Origin of the sequence: Corynebacterium appendicis CIP 107643, from assembly GCF_030408415.1 — a bacterium.
In the GTDB taxonomy this organism is placed as follows: Bacteria; Actinomycetota; Actinomycetes; order Mycobacteriales; family Mycobacteriaceae; genus Corynebacterium; species Corynebacterium appendicis.
In genome coordinates this window covers 1,576,065-1,593,115 of sequence record NZ_CP046976.1, presented here as the reverse complement: position 1 = coordinate 1,593,115, position 17,051 = coordinate 1,576,065, and the positions used below count along the sequence as shown (strand labels likewise).

The 17,051-nt window shown below is 65.9% G+C and carries 17 protein-coding genes; 13 read left to right on the top strand and 4 right to left on the bottom strand.

Translation table 11 applies throughout. The features are described from left to right. Positions 1 to 6: 6 nt before the first annotated feature. The 7 genes from pgeF (at position 7) to CAPP_RS07790 (ending at position 8,398) form a co-directional block, all read left to right on the top strand. Complete coding sequence (gene pgeF, locus CAPP_RS07820; protein ID WP_076598716.1) at positions 7 to 756, top strand: peptidoglycan editing factor PgeF; 750 nt, start codon at positions 7 to 9, stop codon at positions 754 to 756. Further along, on the top strand, positions 756 to 1,493 hold the full coding sequence (locus tag CAPP_RS07815) for a YggS family pyridoxal phosphate-dependent enzyme (RefSeq protein ID WP_076598717.1): 738 nt from the start codon (positions 756 to 758) through the stop codon (positions 1,491 to 1,493). The genes pgeF and CAPP_RS07815 overlap by 1 nt, the downstream gene beginning before the upstream one ends. 56 nt (positions 1,494 to 1,549) lie before the next feature. Further along, a complete protein-coding gene (locus tag CAPP_RS07810) occupies positions 1,550 to 2,008 on the top strand; it encodes a cell division protein SepF (RefSeq protein WP_076598718.1) in 459 nt (152 codons plus the stop codon). Between the two features lie 60 nt (positions 2,009 to 2,068). Further along, positions 2,069 to 2,353 (top strand): YggT family protein, encoded by a 285-nt coding sequence (locus CAPP_RS07805; protein WP_076598898.1) that lies wholly within the window; start codon positions 2,069 to 2,071, stop codon positions 2,351 to 2,353. 163 nt (positions 2,354 to 2,516) lie between these two features. After that, positions 2,517 to 3,491: a DivIVA domain-containing protein gene (locus CAPP_RS07800; protein ID WP_076598719.1), complete on the top strand. Its 975-nt coding sequence runs from the start codon at positions 2,517 to 2,519 to the stop codon at positions 3,489 to 3,491. 300 nt (positions 3,492 to 3,791) lie between these two features. Beyond that, positions 3,792 to 6,956, top strand: a complete 3,165-nt coding sequence (gene ileS, locus CAPP_RS07795) for an isoleucine--tRNA ligase (protein WP_076598720.1) — start codon at positions 3,792 to 3,794, stop codon at positions 6,954 to 6,956. Between the two features lie 50 nt (positions 6,957 to 7,006). Continuing rightward, positions 7,007 to 8,398 carry a DNA polymerase IV gene (locus tag CAPP_RS07790; protein ID WP_076598721.1) on the top strand — a complete coding sequence of 464 codons (1,392 nt, stop codon included), beginning with the start codon at positions 7,007 to 7,009 and terminating at the stop codon, positions 8,396 to 8,398. On the opposite strand, the gene CAPP_RS07785 is transcribed toward CAPP_RS07790, so the two are convergent. Beyond that, positions 8,361 to 8,738 (bottom strand): sensor histidine kinase, encoded by a 378-nt coding sequence (locus CAPP_RS07785; protein WP_076598722.1) that lies wholly within the window; start codon positions 8,736 to 8,738, stop codon positions 8,361 to 8,363. The genes CAPP_RS07790 and CAPP_RS07785 overlap by 38 nt on opposite strands. Positions 8,739 to 8,792: 54 nt before the next feature. Here CAPP_RS07785 and CAPP_RS07780 point away from each other — a divergent pair, with 54 nt between their 5' ends. Next, positions 8,793 to 8,933: a hypothetical protein gene (locus CAPP_RS07780; protein ID WP_159437727.1), complete on the top strand. Its 141-nt coding sequence runs from the start codon at positions 8,793 to 8,795 to the stop codon at positions 8,931 to 8,933. 51 nt (positions 8,934 to 8,984) lie between these two features. Here CAPP_RS07780 and CAPP_RS07775 read toward each other — a convergent pair whose 3' ends face one another. Beyond that, on the bottom strand, positions 8,985 to 9,962 hold the full coding sequence (locus tag CAPP_RS07775) for an asparaginase (protein ID WP_290172806.1): 978 nt from the start codon (positions 9,960 to 9,962) through the stop codon (positions 8,985 to 8,987). Between the two features lie 86 nt (positions 9,963 to 10,048). Between CAPP_RS07775 and CAPP_RS07770 the strand changes: the two genes are divergently transcribed. Then, positions 10,049 to 10,768 carry a WKL family lipoprotein gene (locus tag CAPP_RS07770; RefSeq protein ID WP_076598724.1) on the top strand — a complete coding sequence of 240 codons (720 nt, stop codon included), beginning with the start codon at positions 10,049 to 10,051 and terminating at the stop codon, positions 10,766 to 10,768. 25 nt (positions 10,769 to 10,793) lie between these two features. Here CAPP_RS07770 and CAPP_RS07765 read toward each other — a convergent pair whose 3' ends face one another. Both CAPP_RS07765 and CAPP_RS07760 read right to left on the bottom strand, forming a co-directional pair. Further along, a complete protein-coding gene (locus CAPP_RS07765; protein ID WP_076598725.1) occupies positions 10,794 to 12,464 on the bottom strand; it encodes an ABC-F family ATP-binding cassette domain-containing protein in 1,671 nt (556 codons plus the stop codon). A 6-nt stretch (positions 12,465 to 12,470) separates the two neighbouring features. Next, the gene (locus CAPP_RS07760; protein ID WP_076598726.1) at positions 12,471 to 13,352 is read right to left on the bottom strand and encodes a hypothetical protein; all 882 of its coding nucleotides are present in this window, start codon (positions 13,350 to 13,352) and stop codon (positions 12,471 to 12,473) included. A 44-nt stretch (positions 13,353 to 13,396) separates the two neighbouring features. Between CAPP_RS07760 and lspA the strand changes: the two genes are divergently transcribed. The 4 genes from lspA to CAPP_RS07740 all read left to right on the top strand — a co-directional run bounded on the left by lspA (position 13,397) and on the right by CAPP_RS07740 (position 17,032). Continuing rightward, positions 13,397 to 13,984: a signal peptidase II gene (lspA, locus tag CAPP_RS07755; protein ID WP_084560511.1), complete on the top strand. Its 588-nt coding sequence runs from the start codon at positions 13,397 to 13,399 to the stop codon at positions 13,982 to 13,984. After that, positions 13,981 to 14,895, top strand: a complete 915-nt coding sequence (locus CAPP_RS07750; protein WP_076598727.1) for an RluA family pseudouridine synthase — start codon at positions 13,981 to 13,983, stop codon at positions 14,893 to 14,895. Before lspA ends, CAPP_RS07750 begins: the two co-directional genes overlap by 4 nt. Continuing rightward, positions 14,892 to 15,425 carry a hypothetical protein gene (locus tag CAPP_RS07745; RefSeq protein WP_076598728.1) on the top strand — a complete coding sequence of 178 codons (534 nt, stop codon included), beginning with the start codon at positions 14,892 to 14,894 and terminating at the stop codon, positions 15,423 to 15,425. Before CAPP_RS07750 ends, CAPP_RS07745 begins: the two co-directional genes overlap by 4 nt. Positions 15,426 to 15,502: 77 nt before the next feature. Further along, on the top strand, positions 15,503 to 17,032 hold the full coding sequence (locus CAPP_RS07740; protein ID WP_076598729.1) for an efflux RND transporter periplasmic adaptor subunit: 1,530 nt from the start codon (positions 15,503 to 15,505) through the stop codon (positions 17,030 to 17,032). The last annotated feature ends 19 nt before the right edge of the window (positions 17,033 to 17,051 follow it).

Below are 17,051 nucleotides of genomic sequence, written 5' to 3'. Positions count from 1 at the left end.
GGTGTCATGATTGACACCACCAGCCGCCCCGTCCGCATGCTGTTCACCAGCCGTGCGGGCGGGGTTTCTGCGTCCCCGTACGATTCATTCAACCTTGGTGCCCACGTCGGCGACTCTGCCGACGACGTGAGAGCTAACCGGGCGCGCCTCGCCGAGATTTCCGGGCTCGGCCCGCAGCGGTTCGTGTGGATGGAGCAGCTGCACACCAACAACGTCACCGTCGTCGACGGGCCACAGGGCGAACCGGTCGAGGCGACCGACGCGATCGTGACCACCGAGAAGCAGCTGGCGCTGTGCGTGCTCGTCGCCGATTGCGTGCCGGTGCTGCTGTCCGACCACAACGCAGGCGTCGTCGCCGCCGCGCATGCGGGACGCCTCGGGGCCCGCAACGGGATCGTGTTGCGCACGGTGGAGAAGATGCGCGAACTCGGAGCCGAACCGGCTAATATTCAGGCTCTGCTCGGCCCCGCCGCGGCGGGCGAATCCTACGAGGTGCCCCAAGAGATGGCCGACGACGTGGAGAAGCATCTGCCCGGGTCCCGCACGCGGACGAAAAAGGGCACGCCGGGCCTGGACATCCGCGCCGGCCTGGTCCGCCAGCTGATGAGCGCCGGTGTCACGCACATCGACGCCGACCCCCGCGACACGGTCACCGACGAGAGCTTCTTCTCGTACCGGCGCGAGGGCACAACGGGACGCCAAGCAGGTGTGATCTGGCTGACGGGCAATTCTTACGATTCCGGGAGGGAGAACTAGTGGAATTCACCGACGAGCGCCGCGACGAGATCGCAGCCAAATGGGAGTCGCTCCAAGTCGAGGTCCGCGCTGCCGAAGAAAAGGCCGGCCGCGAGCCGGGCAGCGTGAGTATTCTTCCTGTCACCAAATTCCACCCGGCAGCCGACGTCGGGGTCCTCGCCGACCTGGGCATCGAGTTGGTGGGGGAGAATCGCGAGCAGGAAGCGCGGGGAAAGGTCGATGAGCTCGCCGAGGCGGGCATCGAAATGCGGTTCGCCATGATCGGCCAGATCCAGTCGAAAAAAGCCAATGCCGTCGCACGGTGGGCGAGCGAGGTCCACTCCGTCGATTCGGTGAAGCTCGCGAATGGTCTCGACCGTGGGATGGGGCTGGCGCTCGAGCGCGGCGACCGCACCGCTGACACCTTGCCGTGCCTGATCCAGCTCTCCTTCGATAACGACGCGAACCGCGGGGGAGTGCCGCGCGACGACGTGGCGCTTCTTGACGACGTCGTCGCCGCCGTCGAGAATGCCGAGCACCTATTTTTCTCCGGCTTCATGGTGGTCCCGCCCCGTGAAGCGGTTCCGGGCGAGGTGTTCGCGGCGGCGAGAAGCATCTGCGACGCGTACGCGGAAAAACTCGGCCGTGACCTGCGTCTGTCAGCGGGAATGTCGGGCGATTTCGCGGAAGCAATTGCGCACGGATCGACCGTGGTGCGTGTCGGAACCGGGCTGTTGGGAGCACGCCCCGTAGGCTGACGAACAACGCTAGACCGGACTCCATAAAACACCCCGCGAACAGGAGACTTACGCGCATGTCCTTCTCTAACAGCCTCAAGGAATTCTTCGGCCTCGGCCAGTACGATCCGGCCAACGACCCGTACTACGACGACCCGGCCTACGAAGAGGCAGGCGCGAACGCGTACTCCCGTACCGCGACCGCCGCTGAGCCGCGCACCCGCGAGCGCGAGTACAGCTACGAACCGCGCGACTACTCCGCGGCGATCATCAGCGTCCGCCCGCGCAACTACAACGACGCCAAGGAGATCGGCGAGCCCTTCCGCGACGGCGACGCTGTGGTCATGGACCTGTCCAACGTGGACAAGCCGACCGCAATGCGCCTGATCGACTTCGCCGCAGGTCTCTGCTTCGCTGCCCGCGGCAAGATGCACAAGCTCTCCCGCACCGGCGACGAGCACCTCGTCTTCGCCATCGTCCCAGAGAACGCGCGCACCACCGTCAGCGAGCTCGAGCGCGCCGCTCACATCCGCTAATTTGCGAACACCGTCACTTCGTCCGGCGCACGCGCCTAGGTAGGGTAGGTCCCCGTGAATATGATCGGAGCCGTCCTTTACTCAATCGTCGGTCTGTACACCTTGTGCGTGATCGTGCGGCTGATCATCGAGATGATCCAGTCCTTCTCCAAGCACTTCGACCCGCCGCGGTGGTTCATGGTGGCGGGCGAATTCTTCTTCGTGGTCACGGACCCGCCCATTAAATTGCTGCGCAAATACATTCCACCGCTGCCGCTCGGTGGAGTGGCGCTGGATGTCAGCGTCATCGTGCTGTTCTTGGCGCTGGCCGTGCTGCAGGCGCTGATCCGCGGCATCTTCCTCTAGCTGGCGACGTAGTTTTTAGATAGGGTTCAGGAAATAACAACTTGAAACTCACCCTCGGGTAAACGTTGAGGGTATAACTACTGTCAGCTAGGCTCTAAGCCTAGACCGTGCCACTGGTCCACACTGGGCCGGCAACAAACGTCATTACTTGAAGGGAACGCAAATGCCGCTGACACCAGCTGACGTGCACAATGTCGCTTTCAGCAAGCCGCCGATTGGTAAGCGTGGCTACAACGAGGACGAGGTCGACCAGTTCCTCGACCTCGTCGAGGACACTCTCGCCCAGTTGCAGGATGAGAACGACGATCTCCGCGCACGCGTTGAGGAGCTCGGCTCCGGCAGCGGCGCTCCGGCCACAGCTGCGGCTGGCGCACCGTCCACCAACCAGGTCGACGAGCGTGCGATCCGCGAGGAGATCGAGGCCAAGCTTCGCAAGGAGTACGAGGCACGCCTGAAGGACGCCGAGGACGAGGCCAAGGCAGCCCGCTCCCGCGCCGAGGCAGCCGACGCGGAGATCCGCTCCGCCCGCGAAGAGGCCGCACAGGCACGCAAGCAGGCCGAGGCTCAGGCCCAGTCCCAGAAGGGCGACGCACAGGCGCAGAGCATTTCCCGCCCGGTCAACCAGGAGCAGCCCAAGACCACCGGCGAGGCACACATCCAGGCAGCCCGTGTCCTCGAGCTTGCGCAGGAGACCGCCGACCGCCTCACCCGCGAGGCGGCGGAAGAGTCCCAGCGCGTCACCGAAGAGGCCCGCGCTAACGCCACCACCCAGGTGTCCGACGCCGAGAAGAAGGCCGCGGAGACCACCCAGGCAGCCGAGCAGCGCGCCAACAAGCTCGTCAGCGACGCTGAGCGCAAGGCTGAGGAGACCACCAACGAGGCCAACTCCCGCGCCGAGGCACAGATCCGCCAGGCTGAGGAGCAGGCGACCAAGCTGAAGAACGACGCTGAGCGCAAGCACACCGAGATCATGAACACGGTCAAGCAGCAGCAGACCGCACTCGAGTCCCGAATCGCCGAGCTGCGCACCTTCGAGCGCGAGTACCGCACCCGCCTGAAGACGCTGCTCGAGTCCCAGCTCGAGGAGCTCGAGACCCGTGGCACGTCCGCCCCGGGCGGCGACGTGAACCAGAAGTAGGCGCGAACTTCTTGAACGCTCAAGCGACAAGACCTGCCACCCTGTGGGGCAGGTCTTTTCGTTTCGCGCTACACTGACCCATGTCAGAACCAGACACGCAACGATCCGGCCATCACCGGGGAGCGTTTCCGGAAGAACAGCCAGCGGCCGCTGTCGGCCGCTGGCCCAGTAGAACCGGACGTGCAAAGGGATACGTCAATCCTTCACCACAATGAAGTGGGGATCCACCTGGTGGGTCCCAAGCGGGGTGGTACCGCGCAGTCGCCTGCGTCCCCGCACGATGATGTGCGTGGAGGAATCATGGCAGACAAGCAAGGCGTCGGCGGCGTGTACCCCAAGGTGGATATGACCGGGGGCTCGTCGAAATTCCCGGACATGGAGAAGATCGTCCTCGATTACTGGAACGAGGACAAGACATTCCAGGCCAGCCTGGACAACCGCGAGGGCTGCGAAGAGTACGTCTTCAACGACGGCCCGCCTTTCGCGAACGGCCTACCGCACTACGGACACCTGCTCACCGGCTACGTCAAGGACATCGTCCCGCGCTACCGCACCATGACGGGCTACCACGTCCCGCGCGTGTTCGGCTGGGATTGCCACGGCCTGCCCGCCGAGCTCGAGGCGGAAAAGCAGCTCGGCATCACCGACAAGGCTCAGATCGAGGACATGGGTCTGGCCCAGTTCAACGAGTACTGCGCCAAGTCCGTCATGCACTACGCCGACGAGTGGGAGGACTATGTCACCCGCCAGGCGCGCTGGGTGGACTTTGAGAACGGCTACAAGACGATGGACCCGGAATACATGGAGTCTGTCATGTGGGCGTTCAAGGAGCTCTACGACAAGGGCCTGATTTACCAGGGCTTCCGCGTCCTGCCGTACTCCTGGGCGGAGCACACTCCGTTGTCCAACCAGGAGACCCGTCTCGACGACGCGTATAAGGAGCGCCAGGACCCGACGGTCACCGTCACGTTCCCCATCAAGGACACCAAGGGGCACGAGGAGCTTATCGACTCCGCCTTCATCGGCTGGACCACCACCCCCTGGACGACCCCGTCGAACCTGGCGTTGGCTGTGGGCCCGGAGATCGAGTACTCCCTGGTCCGCGTTGGCGAGGACTCCTCTGTGCCGGAATTCGCCGGTGCCAAGCTTGTCCTCGCGACCGATCTGATCAAATCCTACGCGAAGGAGCTTGGGGAGAACCTTGAGGTCCTGGCCACCTACCGTGGCGCGGATCTGGAGGGCATCACCTACGAGCCGCTCTTCGACTACTTCGCGGATCAGCCGAATGCTTTCCAGGTGCTGCTCGCCGACTACGTCACCACTGAAGACGGCACCGGTGTCGTCCACCAGGCTCCCGCCTTCGGTGAGGACGACATGATCACCTGTGAGAAATACGACATCGGCCTGGTCATCCCGGTCGATGCGGACGGCAAGTTCACCTCGCTCGTCCCGGACTACGAGGGCAAGCTCGTCTTCGACGCCAACCGCGACATCATCCGCGACCTCAAAGCCCGCGGCCGCGTCGTGCGCGACCAGACCATCGTGCACTCCTACCCGCACTCCTGGCGCTCCGGCGAGCCGCTGATCTACATGGCTCTTCCGGCGTGGTTCGTGAAGGTCGTGGACATCCGCGACCGCATGGTCGAGCTGAACCAGGAGATCGACTGGATCCCGTCCCACATCCGTGACGGCCAGTTCGGCAAGTGGCTCGAGGGCGCCCGCGACTGGAATATCTCCCGCACCCGCTACTGGGGCTCCCCGGTCCCGGCGTGGGTGTCCGACAACCCGGAGTACCCGCGCGTGGACGTCTACGGCTCCCTCGACGAGCTCGAGGCCGACTTCGGCGTGCGTCCGGAATCGCTGCACCGCCCGTACATCGACGAGCTGACCCGCCCGAACCCGGACGACCCGACAGGCAAGTCCACCATGCGACGCGTCCCGGACGTGCTGGACTGCTGGTTCGAGTCCGGCTCCATGCCGTTCGCGCAGTACCACTATCCGTTCGAGAACAAGGAAGAATTCGACACCCGCCAGCCCGCGGACTTCATCGTCGAGTACTCCGGCCAGACCCGCGGTTGGTTCTACGTCCAGCACGTGCTGTCCACCGCGCTGTTCGACCGCGTCGCGTACAAGAAGGTCGTCGCCCACGGCATCGTGCTGGGTTCCGACGGCCAAAAGATGTCCAAGTCCAAGGGCAACTACCCGAATGTGAACGAGGTCTTCGACCGCGACGGCTCGGACGCGATGCGCTGGTTCCTCATGTCCAGCCCGATCCTGCGCGGCGGCAACCTGATCGTCACCGAGCAGGGCATCCGCGACGGCGTGCGCCAGGCGATCTTGCCGATCTGGAACGCCTACACCTTCCTGCAGCTGTACTCGGACCGCGAGGCGACCTGGGACACGAGCTCGGACAACGTGCTCGACCGCTACATCCTGGCGAAGCTGCACGACACTGTGAAGAACACCGGCGCGGCCCTCGAAGCCACCGACATTTCCGGAGCGTGCGAGGAGATCCGTCTCTTCGCCGACACCCTGACCAACTGGTACGTGCGCCGCTCCCGCGACCGCTTCTGGGCGGGCCAGGAGGAGCACCCGGAGGCGTTCAACACCCTCTACACGGTGCTCGAGGTCCTTGCCCGTACCGTGGCTCCGCTGCTGCCGTACATCGGCGAGGTAATGTGGCGCGGCCTCACCGGTGAGCGTTCCGTGCACCTGGCGGATTACCCGGATGCTGCGGACTTCCCGGCTGACGACGAGCTCGTCGCCGCGATGGACGCCACCCGCGCGGTGTGCTCCGCGGCGTCCTCGCTGCGCAAAGCGAAGAAGCTGCGCAACCGTCTGCCGCTGCCGGGCCTCAAGGTCGCGCTGCCGGAGGCGGACACTCTCGCGCCGTTTGAGTCGGTCATCCGCGACGAGGTCAACGTGAAGAACGTCGAGCTCACACAGGACGTCGATTCCGCAGGTTCCTTCGAGGTGGTTGTCAACGCGAAGGTCGCCGGACCGAAGCTGGGCAAGGACGTCCAGCGCGCGATCAAGAACGTCAAGGCCGGTAACTACGTCCACGACGGCGAAAATGTCGTCGTGGACGGCGACTTGGTTCTCACCCCGGATCTGTACACCGAGCGCCTCGTCGCCGCCGACCCGGATTCCACCGCGCGCGTGGAGGGCATGGACGGCCTCGTCGTCCTCGACACCGCCCTCACCGAGGAGCTTGAGGCCGAGGGCTGGGCAGCCGACGTCATCCGTGGCCTGCAGGACGCCCGCAAGAACGAGGGACTCGAAGTCTCCGACCGCATCTCGGTCACCCTCCACGTCCCGGCGGACAAGGAGAAGTGGGCGAGCCGCCACGCCGACCACATCGCGGCGGAGACCCTGGCCACCTCGTTCACCGTCACGACTGACGCCGACGATGCCGGCCACAAGGTCCTCGACGGCGTCACCGCGAATGTGACCAAGAACGGCTAAACAACCCGAACCTGCGGTCACCGGGCAATTCGGCCTACGCTGGAGTGGCTATGACTCGCTGGGTGCTGCACATCGACATGGACGCGTTCTACGCGTCCTGCGAGCAGTTGACCCGTCCGACGTTGCGAGGCCGGCCGGTGCTCGTCGCCGGGGTGACGGGTCGGGGAGTGGTCGCTGGTGCGAGCTACGAGGCGCGCAGATACGGTGCACACTCGGCGATGCCGACGTACCGCGCGGTGCAGCTCGTCGGTCCGAGAGCTGTGCTGGTCACACCGCGCCGGCCGGTGTACACAACAGCATCGCGCCGGGTGTTCGGCATAATCGCGAACAGGGTCGACGTAGTGGAGCAGCTCTCCATCGACGAAGCGTTCCTCGAGCCGCGCGAACTCGCGGGGGCGTCCCCCGACGAGGTGAAGAAATGGGCGGATGACCTGCGCGAGGAGATTCGCCGGGAGACAGGACTGCCCAGCTCCATCGGGGCGGGCACCGGAAAGCAGTACGCCAAGATCGGCTCCGGCCTGGCCAAGCCGGACGGCACGTTCATCATTCCGCGGGAGAAGCAGACGGAGATCCTCCACCCGCTGCCCGTCGGCGAGCTGTGGGGCGTCGGCCCCGTCACGGCGAATAAGCTCACCGGCATCGGGGTGGAGACCATCGGCGATTTCGCCGCCATGAGCGAGCGCGAGGTGGAGGTGGCGCTGGGCGGGATCGTCGCAAAGCAGCTGTGGACACTCGCGCGCGGCATCGACGACCGCGAAGTCGCGCCGCGCGCGGAATCGAAGCAGATCTCCGCTGAGCACACCTACCCGCGCGACCTGACCACGAGGGGCGAGGTCGAAGCCGCTATCAGGCGTGCGGCGGAAGGAGCGCATAAGCGCTTGCTTGTCGACGGACGCGGCGCCCGCACCGTCACCGTCAAACTCAAGATGGCCGACTTCCACATTGAATCCCGCTCCAGCACCTTGACGTATGCCACCGACGACCTGGACACGCTCACGGCCGCGGCATTCCGCATCGCGCGCTACCCGGACGAGCTCGGCCCGATCCGTCTTGTCGGCGTGGGGTTCTCCGGCCTGGAGACCGTCATGCAGGAGGTCCTCTTCCCGGAGCTCGACCGCGCGAATTTGCCCGAGCCGCACACAGGGGAGATCCTGCCGGTCATGCCCACCGGCACGCGCGCGTGGGCAGCGACGCAGGATGTGCACCATTCCGAATTCGGCCACGGCTGGATCCAGGGCGCGGGCCACGGGTTTGTCACCGTGCGGTTCGAGACCCGCGCAACCGGTCCGGGACCGGTGAAGAATCTCCGCGCGGACGACCCCGAACTCGTCCCCGCCGACTCCGTCGCATCGCTGGCGTGGGAGGACTGGCTGGCTACTGCCAACGAGGACGATCTGCTGCACGCTAATCCGCTGCCTGACGAGGAGTCCGCCGGGGACTGACGGACAGTCCGCGCGGAATGCTCAGGCGGGCGATCACACCGCCGCCGGGGCGGGGTGCAAGGTCGAGCTGGCCGTGGTGGGAGGCGGCGATCGCGTCGACAAGCGCGAGACCCAGACCGTGGCCGGACCCGGACACGCGGTTGTTGCCGCGGGTGAAGGGTTCTTTTAGCTGGTTCAACTCTTCCGCAGTGAACTCCGGCCCGGCATTGGACACCTCGATGACGGCGAGCCCCGGCTCGCTGGAAAATCTCAGCTCAGTAGAACCGGGTGTGCCGTGAGCCTGCGCGTTGCGCAGCAGAATCGCGCCGCAGCTCTGGTCTCGACGACTGCGGTCTAACACTCGCCAGCACCTGCCGTGACGACAATAATTTCGCTCAATCGTCAAAGAAAAATCATGAAACGAGTCGACCACCGGGAGAAGGCGCCTCGCGGTGATCTTTGCCTCGTGCACACCGAGGAGCCGATGCAGCTCGAGCACTTCGCGGAGGTCTCCCACGACGAGCTGCAGAATGGTGAGGTGACCGTCTGCGGCTGATCGTCGGAGGGCACCGGCGGTTCGACCGCGCTGCCGTTGCGGTGTGGCGCCTCAGCCGCCGATAAGTGCCGCCGGGTCAATGCCCGCCGATAATGCCGCGGCAAGGGCGGTACGGGCTTGACCGGCGCGGAGCCACCCGGCAGGGACGGCCCCGCGGTCGCCCAGTGTGGCACCACCGCCGGCACCGCCGTAGGCGAATTCGACCTTGCCGTGCGGCACCACGGTTGTGACCACGACCGGAATCTCAGCATCGAGCGCCCGGTGCAGCGCCCGGCCCATCTGCTCCGAGACATTCCCGGAGCCCATGCCTTCAACCACGATGCCGTCGGGGGCCATCGCGATCACGGCGTCGACGATGTCCCCGCCCGCGCCGGCCCATCCGGCCACGATCGGGATATTCATGTCTCCCAGCCGCACCGGGCTAATGGCCGCAGGCCGCGCCGGGGTCTTATCAGAGCCACTGGCTGTGGGGCGGAACGCGTCCAGGGCATGCGTGTCCGTCTTGACCGCACCCCGCGCCGGGATGACTGCGCCGCCGAAGGCGATGACGACGCCATCGCCACCGATTCCAGCGCCGGGTCCGTCAGCAGGGAGGCGGTCATTGGTGGACTGAGTTCTGCCGGCGATGAAATCCACCGCCGCGCGGAGGTTGAGCGGCCCGTCGGGATCGGCGGCATCTGCGGCCCGCTGCGCGCCAGTGACCACGACGGGCTTCGCCGGGTCGGTATGGAACAGATCCAGCGCGAAGGCTGTCTCGGCAAGCGAGTCAGTGCCGTGGGTGACTACGACACCGCCGACGGCCGGATCAGCTAATTGCTCGTGCACGGTGGACACCAAAGCGTCGACATCGGCCAGCGTCATCGACGAGGAATCGAGGGCGCGCACGTCCACCGGGCGGCACGGAGCGGCGATTCCGGCAGCGTCGATCAGTTCACCCGCGGTGCGGCGGGGTACCAGCGCACCGGCTGAATCCGCCTCGCACGCGATGGTTCCTCCCGTGGCGACCACAGCTATTTCTGACGTATTCATGACCTTCAGACTAGGCGCGCCGATTAGTCGTGGACCAGACACCGGCGGTAACGTAAAGCCAGTTAGCGGAAATCAAGGAGAGATATATGCACGCACCGACCAACGCACGGAAACTCGCCGCCATTGCGGCTGCGTTCGGCGCCGCAGTCACGCTCGCGGCGTGCTCGAACGACGACAGCGGCTCTGAGACGGACACCTCCACTGAGACCAACACCTCCACTGAGACCAACACCGCCTCCGGGCAGGCCGCTCCGGCCGCCGAGAAGCCGACGGCTGAGCAGCTCAACGAGGTCCTGGCCCGCGCCACCAACGCGGATCTGCCGATGGAAGAACGCGTGAAGACGGTCCAGGGCGGCGAGAACGCCCGCGAGCTCTTCGACGTGATGACCCAGGCCAAGCAGGAGTCCGGCGCCGACTTCCAGGTCGTTGAGCCGATCCTGCCGGGCTACACCCCGAACGAGGTTCTGGCCGCTGTGAACTTCACTCAGCCGGACCAGGGCCCGTCCGTGGCTGAGAACGTCTCCTTTATCTTCGAGGAGGGCACCTGGAAGCTGTCCCAGTCCTGGGCGTGCACCTTGATCACCAACACGGTGACCCCGGACCAGGTTCCGGAAATGTGCAACGCGCAGGTAGGCCAGGACGGCCAGGCCCCGGCACAGGGCGGCCCCGCACCGGAGGGCCCGCAGCAGGACGCTGACGGCGCACAGGCTCCGGCCATGGGCGGCCCCGGCCCCGAGGGCGCAGACCAGGGCGCAGGTGACGCGCAGGCTCCCGCACAGGGCGGCGCGCCGGCTCCGGCACTGTAGAGAACACGAAGTTACTGAGCATTGCTCAGTCTTCTTCGCGCCATACCTCCTCGGTCCACAGCGTGGACAGGGTGAGCAGTGTGGCGCGTCCGTCTTTCTGGGCCTTGCGCTGGCGCCAGCGGCGGCGGATCCACCGGTCGTGGCTGGTGATGATCACGGTGCCGGGAAAGTCCACCAGGGCGGCCTCGAGCTCCTCGGCGAGTGCGAGGGAGAGGTGGTTGGTGGGCTCGTCGAGAAGCAACAGATCCGGCGGCGAGGATAGGATTTTGCCCAGGGAGACGCGGCGGCGCTGTCCCAGCGAGAGATCCTCGAGCGGCATTTCCGCCTGCTCCGGGGTCATCAGTCCCATCTCCACGATTTCCGGGACGATATCGGCGCCGGTGACGGAGAGATCCGTCCACGAATCGTCTTGCTCAAGGCGGGCGACGGTCATTTCCTCCGGCATGACCAGCTCGCCGGTGAAATCGGTGAGCGCACCGTCGAGAATCTTCAGCAGAGTCGACTTGCCGGAACCGTTTGGGCCCTCCACCAGCAGTTGCTCGCCGGGCTGGACTTTGAGGTCGAGAGGCGCGAGGCGGTCGGGGACCGCGAGCTCTTTAGCCACGACCGCCGGTACGCCGAGGGAGGTTGCCGTGTGTTCCGGGATGCCGGTGAAGCGCAGCGGCTTCGGGGGAGCGGGTATTTGGTAGCGCTCCAGTTCCTCGAGCCGGTTCTCTGCGGCGCGGCGGCGGTTGCCCACGGTCTTCGCTGCGCGGTCCGCGTAAAACTTCGCCGCGGCTCGAGTCTCCGTCTTGTTCTCCTGCGAGTGGAAAATGTCGTCGGCGGACTGCTCCGCGGCCTTTTCCAGCCGTTCGCGCTCGTGCTCCTGGGCGGCGTAGTCGGTGGCCCAGCGCTGGCGGCGCTGCTCGCGGGCCTTCAAATAATCGCTGAAGGATCCGCTGAAGCGCGCGCCCTGGCGGGTCTCTTCACCCATCCCGCCTTCCGCACCAAGTCCCGGATCGAGGTCGACGAGGGCATCGCAGACAGCGTCGAGGAAATAGCGGTCGTGGGACGCGGCCAGCACCGGGCCGTTGAAAGACTCGAGTTCGCCCACGAGAAAGTCCACGGCCTCGTCGTCGAGGTGGTTTGTCGGCTCGTCCAGCACCATCGCGTCCACCGGGCGCAGTAGGAGAGTCGCTAGCGCGAAGCGGCGGCGCTGGCCGCCGGACATCTCACCCAACGGGGTAGCCAGATCGACATTGGCAAGGCCCAGGCCGGCGAGGACTGTCGCAATGCGGGCGTCGAGCTCCCAGACACCGGAATTCTCAGCGCGCGCCAGCGCGAGATCGAAGTCATCTGCCAAGCGCGTGTTCTCGGGGTTTTCCGCCATTCGACCGGAGAGATCCGCAATGGCGCGCTCCACGCCGCGGAGCTCATCCACGGCGGCGTCGATAAGCGTGCTCGCTGGCTCGGTGAAGGGCAGCGAGGTCTCCTGGGCGATGAACCCCGTGACTGGCGGGGTGACCAGCGTGCCGGCTGTGGGGATAAGGTCGCCGGAAATGACACCGAGCAGTGTCGATTTGCCCGCGCCGTTCTCGCCAATGAGTCCCGTGACCGAGCCCGACGGGACTGCGAAGGAGATGTCCGTGAGCACGCGGTGGCCGTCCGAGTACGAAAATGAGATTCCGTCGAGTCCGATATGAAGCGGGGCAGGCATAGTCGTCTATTTTCCGTAACGTGTCGCGGTGGTGATGTCCTGGACCACCTTGAACTCGGGGTTCGGGCCGGAGTAGACCACGCGCGTCGTTGCGGCGTTCTGTCCGGCGACGGGGATCGGTGCGGTCAGGTCGACCGTGATCTCCGCCTGGGACGTGGTGGTCGTGCTTTCCTCGTTGAGCTCCTGCATGTCGGCGCCGTCCGCTTGTTCGTCTTCTGCCGGTCCGCCGCTCGGCTCATTGCGGCCGGGCTCCTCGTCGATGTCGAGGTCGAGCGTGACCGTCGAACCATCGATCTTCGTGACCGTGTAGGTGGTCGTGCGCTGCATGGACGTCTGCCCGGTCGTGCGCGCCTGCGCGGTCCACGATGCGCCTTCGCCGACCTCCTCGCGGGGAAAGACCGGCATGGTGGATAGGAGCTGGAGCATTGCCCGCTCGAGCCGCTCGCGGTCCTCGTCGCTGCTGTCGTCTGCGGGCAGCAGTTTCACATCGGTGATGAGCCCCGTGGGGTCGGCGGACCAGCGCATGCGGAAGCCCTCGGCTGTCACGTCCGTGGTCTCCCCGTTACTGGTGACCTCGAGCTGCAGAGCTTGCGCGTCCGTGTAGCTCGGCTCCGGTGCGTCGGGGTCGACCTTGTCGGTGGCGACGCGGCCCTGGTAGATACCGCTGGCTACTTCGATGCCCGTGGTCTGCTCCGCGCCCTCGGCGGCGTAGGAGAGCACCTGCTTTTCGCCTTCGCCGGCGTCGATGAGCGTGACGCGGGCTGGGTCGACATCGAAAGCGGGGATCTCTTCGAACGGGTCGGCGTCCTGCGACGAGCACGCGGAAAGCGCCGCGGTGGCGGCGAGCGCACCCGCGACGACGATTGCTTGCAGATACCTAAAGCTCACACATTGAACCTACCGCACGCGGAACCGACTACAGTAAGGCGACGATGAGCACCACGACTTCGCACAATCCCACCGGCTCTAACGGCACCGTCCGCCGCCGGCGCCTGACGCTGATCGCGGCAATCATGGTCGCAGTGGGACTCGTGGACCAAGTGGTCAAACAGATCATGGTGACCACACTCACCCCCGGCGAGCCCGTGGCGGTCATCGGCGACTGGTTCAACTGGCTGCTCCTGTTCAATTCCGGCGCGGCTTTCTCCATGGGGCAGGACCTCACCTGGCTGATCACCACCATTCAGCTCGCCTTCGTTGTGGGCGCGCTCGTGTTCGGCCCCCGCCTCCACAACCGCTGGGAGGTGCTCGGCATCGCGCTCATCGCGGGCGGCGCGCTAGGCAACCTCATCGACCGCCTGTTCCGCCCGCCGGGGTTCTGGTTCGGCCACGTCGTCGACTACATCGCCATCGGCAATTTCGCCGTGTTCAACCTCGCCGACACGTTCATCAACATCGGGGTGGCGGTGTTCATCGTCTCGCTCTTGTTCGCTAAGGACGAGACGGACGCTGGGGAAGCGGACTCCGACGCCGCGGATAGTGCGGAAAGCGCAGCTCCGTCCGAGAAGGACGCATCATGACCACCGGATACAGGTCAATCACGGTTCCGGAGGGGCTCGACGGCATGCGCGTCGACGCCGCCGTGGCCAAGGTCTTCGGTGTGCCCCGCTCGGTAGCGGCGGAGCTCGAAGTGCTTATCGACGGCACCGTGACCCCCAAATCCACCCGCCTCACCCCCGGGCAGACTCTCGAGGTGACCCTGCCCGAACCGAAGGAAGTGCCCATGCCGAAAGACGAGCCGGTGGAGGGCCTGGAGATTCTCTACGACGACGAAGACGTCATCGTCGTGGACAAGCCGGTCGGGGTGGCCGCCCACCCGACGCTGGGTTGGGAAGGCCCGACCGTTGTCGGGGGACTGGTGGCCATGGGCTACCAGCTTCCCGACGCCGGGCCGCCCGAGCGCAAGGGCATTGTGCAGCGTCTCGACGTTGGCACGTCCGGTGTCATGGTCGTGGCTAATTCGATCCCCGGGTATTCGGTGCTCAAGCGTGCCTTCAAGGAACGCACCGTGGAAAAGACGTATAACGCGGTGGTGCAGGGCCTGCCGGACCCGATCGTGGGCACTATCGACGCGCCGATCGGCCGGCACCCGTCCTCGGGGTGGAAATTCGCCGTGACCTCAGACGGCCGCCCGTCGGTGACACACTACGAGGTTGTCGAGGCCTTCCGTGAGGCGAGCCTGCTTGAAGTCCACCTGGAAACCGGCCGCACCCACCAGATTCGCGTGCACATGTCTTCTGTCGGCCACCCGTGCGTCGGCGACCCCATGTACGGCTCCGACCCGAACCTGACCAAGCGCCTGGGACTGACACGCCAGTGGCTGCACGCCACGGGTTTAGGCTTCACCCACCCGGGCACCGGCAAGTGGATGGAGGTCACCTCGCCCTACCCGGAGGACCTTCAGCGGGCCGTCGATAAGCTGCGCTCATGAATCGCCGTGAAATCGCGGCGGGCGCCAGTCTCGTTGTCGGGGCAGTGGCTGTCGGCCTGCTCGTCGCGTTGATCTCCTTGCTCGGCGCCCGGACGCGCTTCGAACCCGTGCCTGTCGGCGACCAGCTGGGACAAGACAACGGCGAGACCTTCGCCGAGTACGTCGAACGCGTCGAGGCGTCGCTGGACGACGCGCCGGGCGATGCCCCGGCTTTCGCCCTCGTCACCTTCGCCGGCGAGACCACGCCGGAGGAGGCGTCCGCGGTGCTCGAGCCCGTGGGCAGAGTCGACGCCGTGATCCCGCCCGATGCTCCGCTTCAACCAATTGGAGAGCCCAAAAAGGGACGGGACCGAACCGAAATCTTCCGGATCGCGGTGGACGGCGATGTCGCCGGCGCTGTCGTGCGGGATACCGGAGACGCGCTGCGTGCGCTGTCGGCTAACGAACGGATCGCAGCGGTGGAGGCGCTTCCGCCCGATGCCGTGTGGGGCGCATTCGGAGTGCGCCCAGTGAATCCTCAGACTCCTTAATCGTCTTCCGGCGACCCCTTCCGAACGTGTAGGGTCATTGAAGGTCAATTTACGGTCCTTCAACGAGGAGATGAAACGTGTCAGCTTTCCGTAAAACCGGGGCATCGCTCGCAATCGCATCGTCCCTGTTCTTCGCAGCGGCGTGCGGCCTGGGCGGCAACGGTGGCGGCAACGAAGACAGCAGCTCCATCGGTGCGGGCGAATACGATGTCGTGGCCAAGGAAGAAGTGGTCAACAGCATCATCGTCGACGGATCCATCAGCCCGATCCGCCAGGCCGGAATCTCCACCACCTTGCAGGTGCCGGTGGAGAAGATCCACGTCGGTGTCGGCGACAAGGTGAAGCAGGGCCAGCTCCTCGTCACCATGGACACCTCCTCGATAGAGCAGGAGCTCGACGCTCAGCGTCAGGCGAACGAGCAGCTGATGAGCCAGGGCCAGGGTGGCGAAGAGCCAGTCCAGATGACTGCGGCATCGGCCAACGTGAAGCGGATGGTCGACGACGCACGCAAGACCATCGACGACTGCATTAAGCAGGTCCTGCCCGGACAGGCGCCGGCACCCAAGCCAGCGCCGGCCCCGGAGCAGAAGGGCCCGTCCCGCGAACAGATCGATAGGGCCCTGACTGACGCCCACGAGCAGGGACGTGCCCAGGGCGCGCAGGAAGCGCAGGCTGCGTTCCAGCAGCAGGCTCAGATGGGCGGCGGAGGCGGCGCCGGAATGCCGGGCGGCATGTCCGAAGAGGAAGCCATGGCCCAGCAGCAGGCGCTCGCCGAGCAGGAAGCGATGGCGCAGGGTGGGGGAATGCCCGGCGGCACGGGCGCTGACACCAGCATGCTCGAGCACCAGGTGCAGGACCGCGAGGTCACCTCGCCGATCAATGGTGTCGTGGCCAAGATTGAGGCGGAGGAAGGCTCCCCGTCCGGCGGCGCGCTCATGACCGTCGCCGATAACTCCCGCTACCTGATCAAGACCTCCGTGCGCGAGTCCGATATCGCGGACGTGAAGGAAGGCAACCGCGTCACGTTCACCACCCCGGTCACCGGCGACCGCGAGTTCGAAGGCAAGGTCCGTCGCGTCGCGCCGATGGCGGACGGCGGCGAGGACGGCGGAGCAGCCGCAGCGGCCCGCGCCATGCAGGGATCCGGCGGCGATGGTGGAAGCCAGGACAGCAAAAAGGACACCGGCATCAGTTTCCCGGTGGAGATCGAGGTCACCGGTGACACTAAGGGCCTGCGCCTCGGCGGCTCCGCACGCGTGGAGATCGTCACCGAGGAAGACCGCGACCACCTGTCCATCCCGCGCGACGCCGTTTACGACGAGAACAAGGTCCTCGTCCTCAACCGCGCCAACCAGGACGCCGCCGAGGGCACGATCGAAGAGCGCACCGTGAAGACGGGGGTGAAGAACGACACCGACATCGCGGTCACCAGCGGCGACCTCAAGGAAGGCGATGTCGTCATTGCGTGGCCGGAGGACTTCCGCGACCGCGTGGGCGAGACCGTCAGCATCACCGACGAGAACTTCGATCCGTCCGGCAAGGGCGACAAGGACAGCGAGTCCGACAAGTCCGACGGCGCTGAGAAATCCGACAAGTCGGACAAGTAGGGGGAGAGTAGCCCTGTGA

Coding starts and splice junctions, on each gene's coding strand:
- pgeF (WP_076598716.1), top strand. CDS start 7: ATGATTGACACCACCAGCCGCCCCGTCCGCATGCTGTTCACCAGCCGT.
- CAPP_RS07810 (WP_076598718.1), top strand. CDS start 1,550: ATGTCCTTCTCTAACAGCCTCAAGGAATTCTTCGGCCTCGGCCAGTAC.
- CAPP_RS07805 (WP_076598898.1), top strand. CDS start 2,069: ATGATCGGAGCCGTCCTTTACTCAATCGTCGGTCTGTACACCTTGTGC.
- CAPP_RS07800 (WP_076598719.1), top strand. CDS start 2,517: ATGCCGCTGACACCAGCTGACGTGCACAATGTCGCTTTCAGCAAGCCG.
- ileS (WP_076598720.1), top strand. CDS start 3,792: ATGGCAGACAAGCAAGGCGTCGGCGGCGTGTACCCCAAGGTGGATATG.
- CAPP_RS07790 (WP_076598721.1), top strand. CDS start 7,007: ATGACTCGCTGGGTGCTGCACATCGACATGGACGCGTTCTACGCGTCC.
- CAPP_RS07780 (WP_159437727.1), top strand. CDS start 8,793: ATGAAACGAGTCGACCACCGGGAGAAGGCGCCTCGCGGTGATCTTTGC.
- CAPP_RS07775 (WP_290172806.1), bottom strand. CDS start 9,962: ATGAATACGTCAGAAATAGCTGTGGTCGCCACGGGAGGAACCATCGCG.
- CAPP_RS07770 (WP_076598724.1), top strand. CDS start 10,049: ATGCACGCACCGACCAACGCACGGAAACTCGCCGCCATTGCGGCTGCG.
- CAPP_RS07765 (WP_076598725.1), bottom strand. CDS start 12,464: ATGCCTGCCCCGCTTCATATCGGACTCGACGGAATCTCATTTTCGTAC.
- lspA (WP_084560511.1), top strand. CDS start 13,397: ATGAGCACCACGACTTCGCACAATCCCACCGGCTCTAACGGCACCGTC.
- CAPP_RS07750 (WP_076598727.1), top strand. CDS start 13,981: ATGACCACCGGATACAGGTCAATCACGGTTCCGGAGGGGCTCGACGGC.
- CAPP_RS07745 (WP_076598728.1), top strand. CDS start 14,892: ATGAATCGCCGTGAAATCGCGGCGGGCGCCAGTCTCGTTGTCGGGGCA.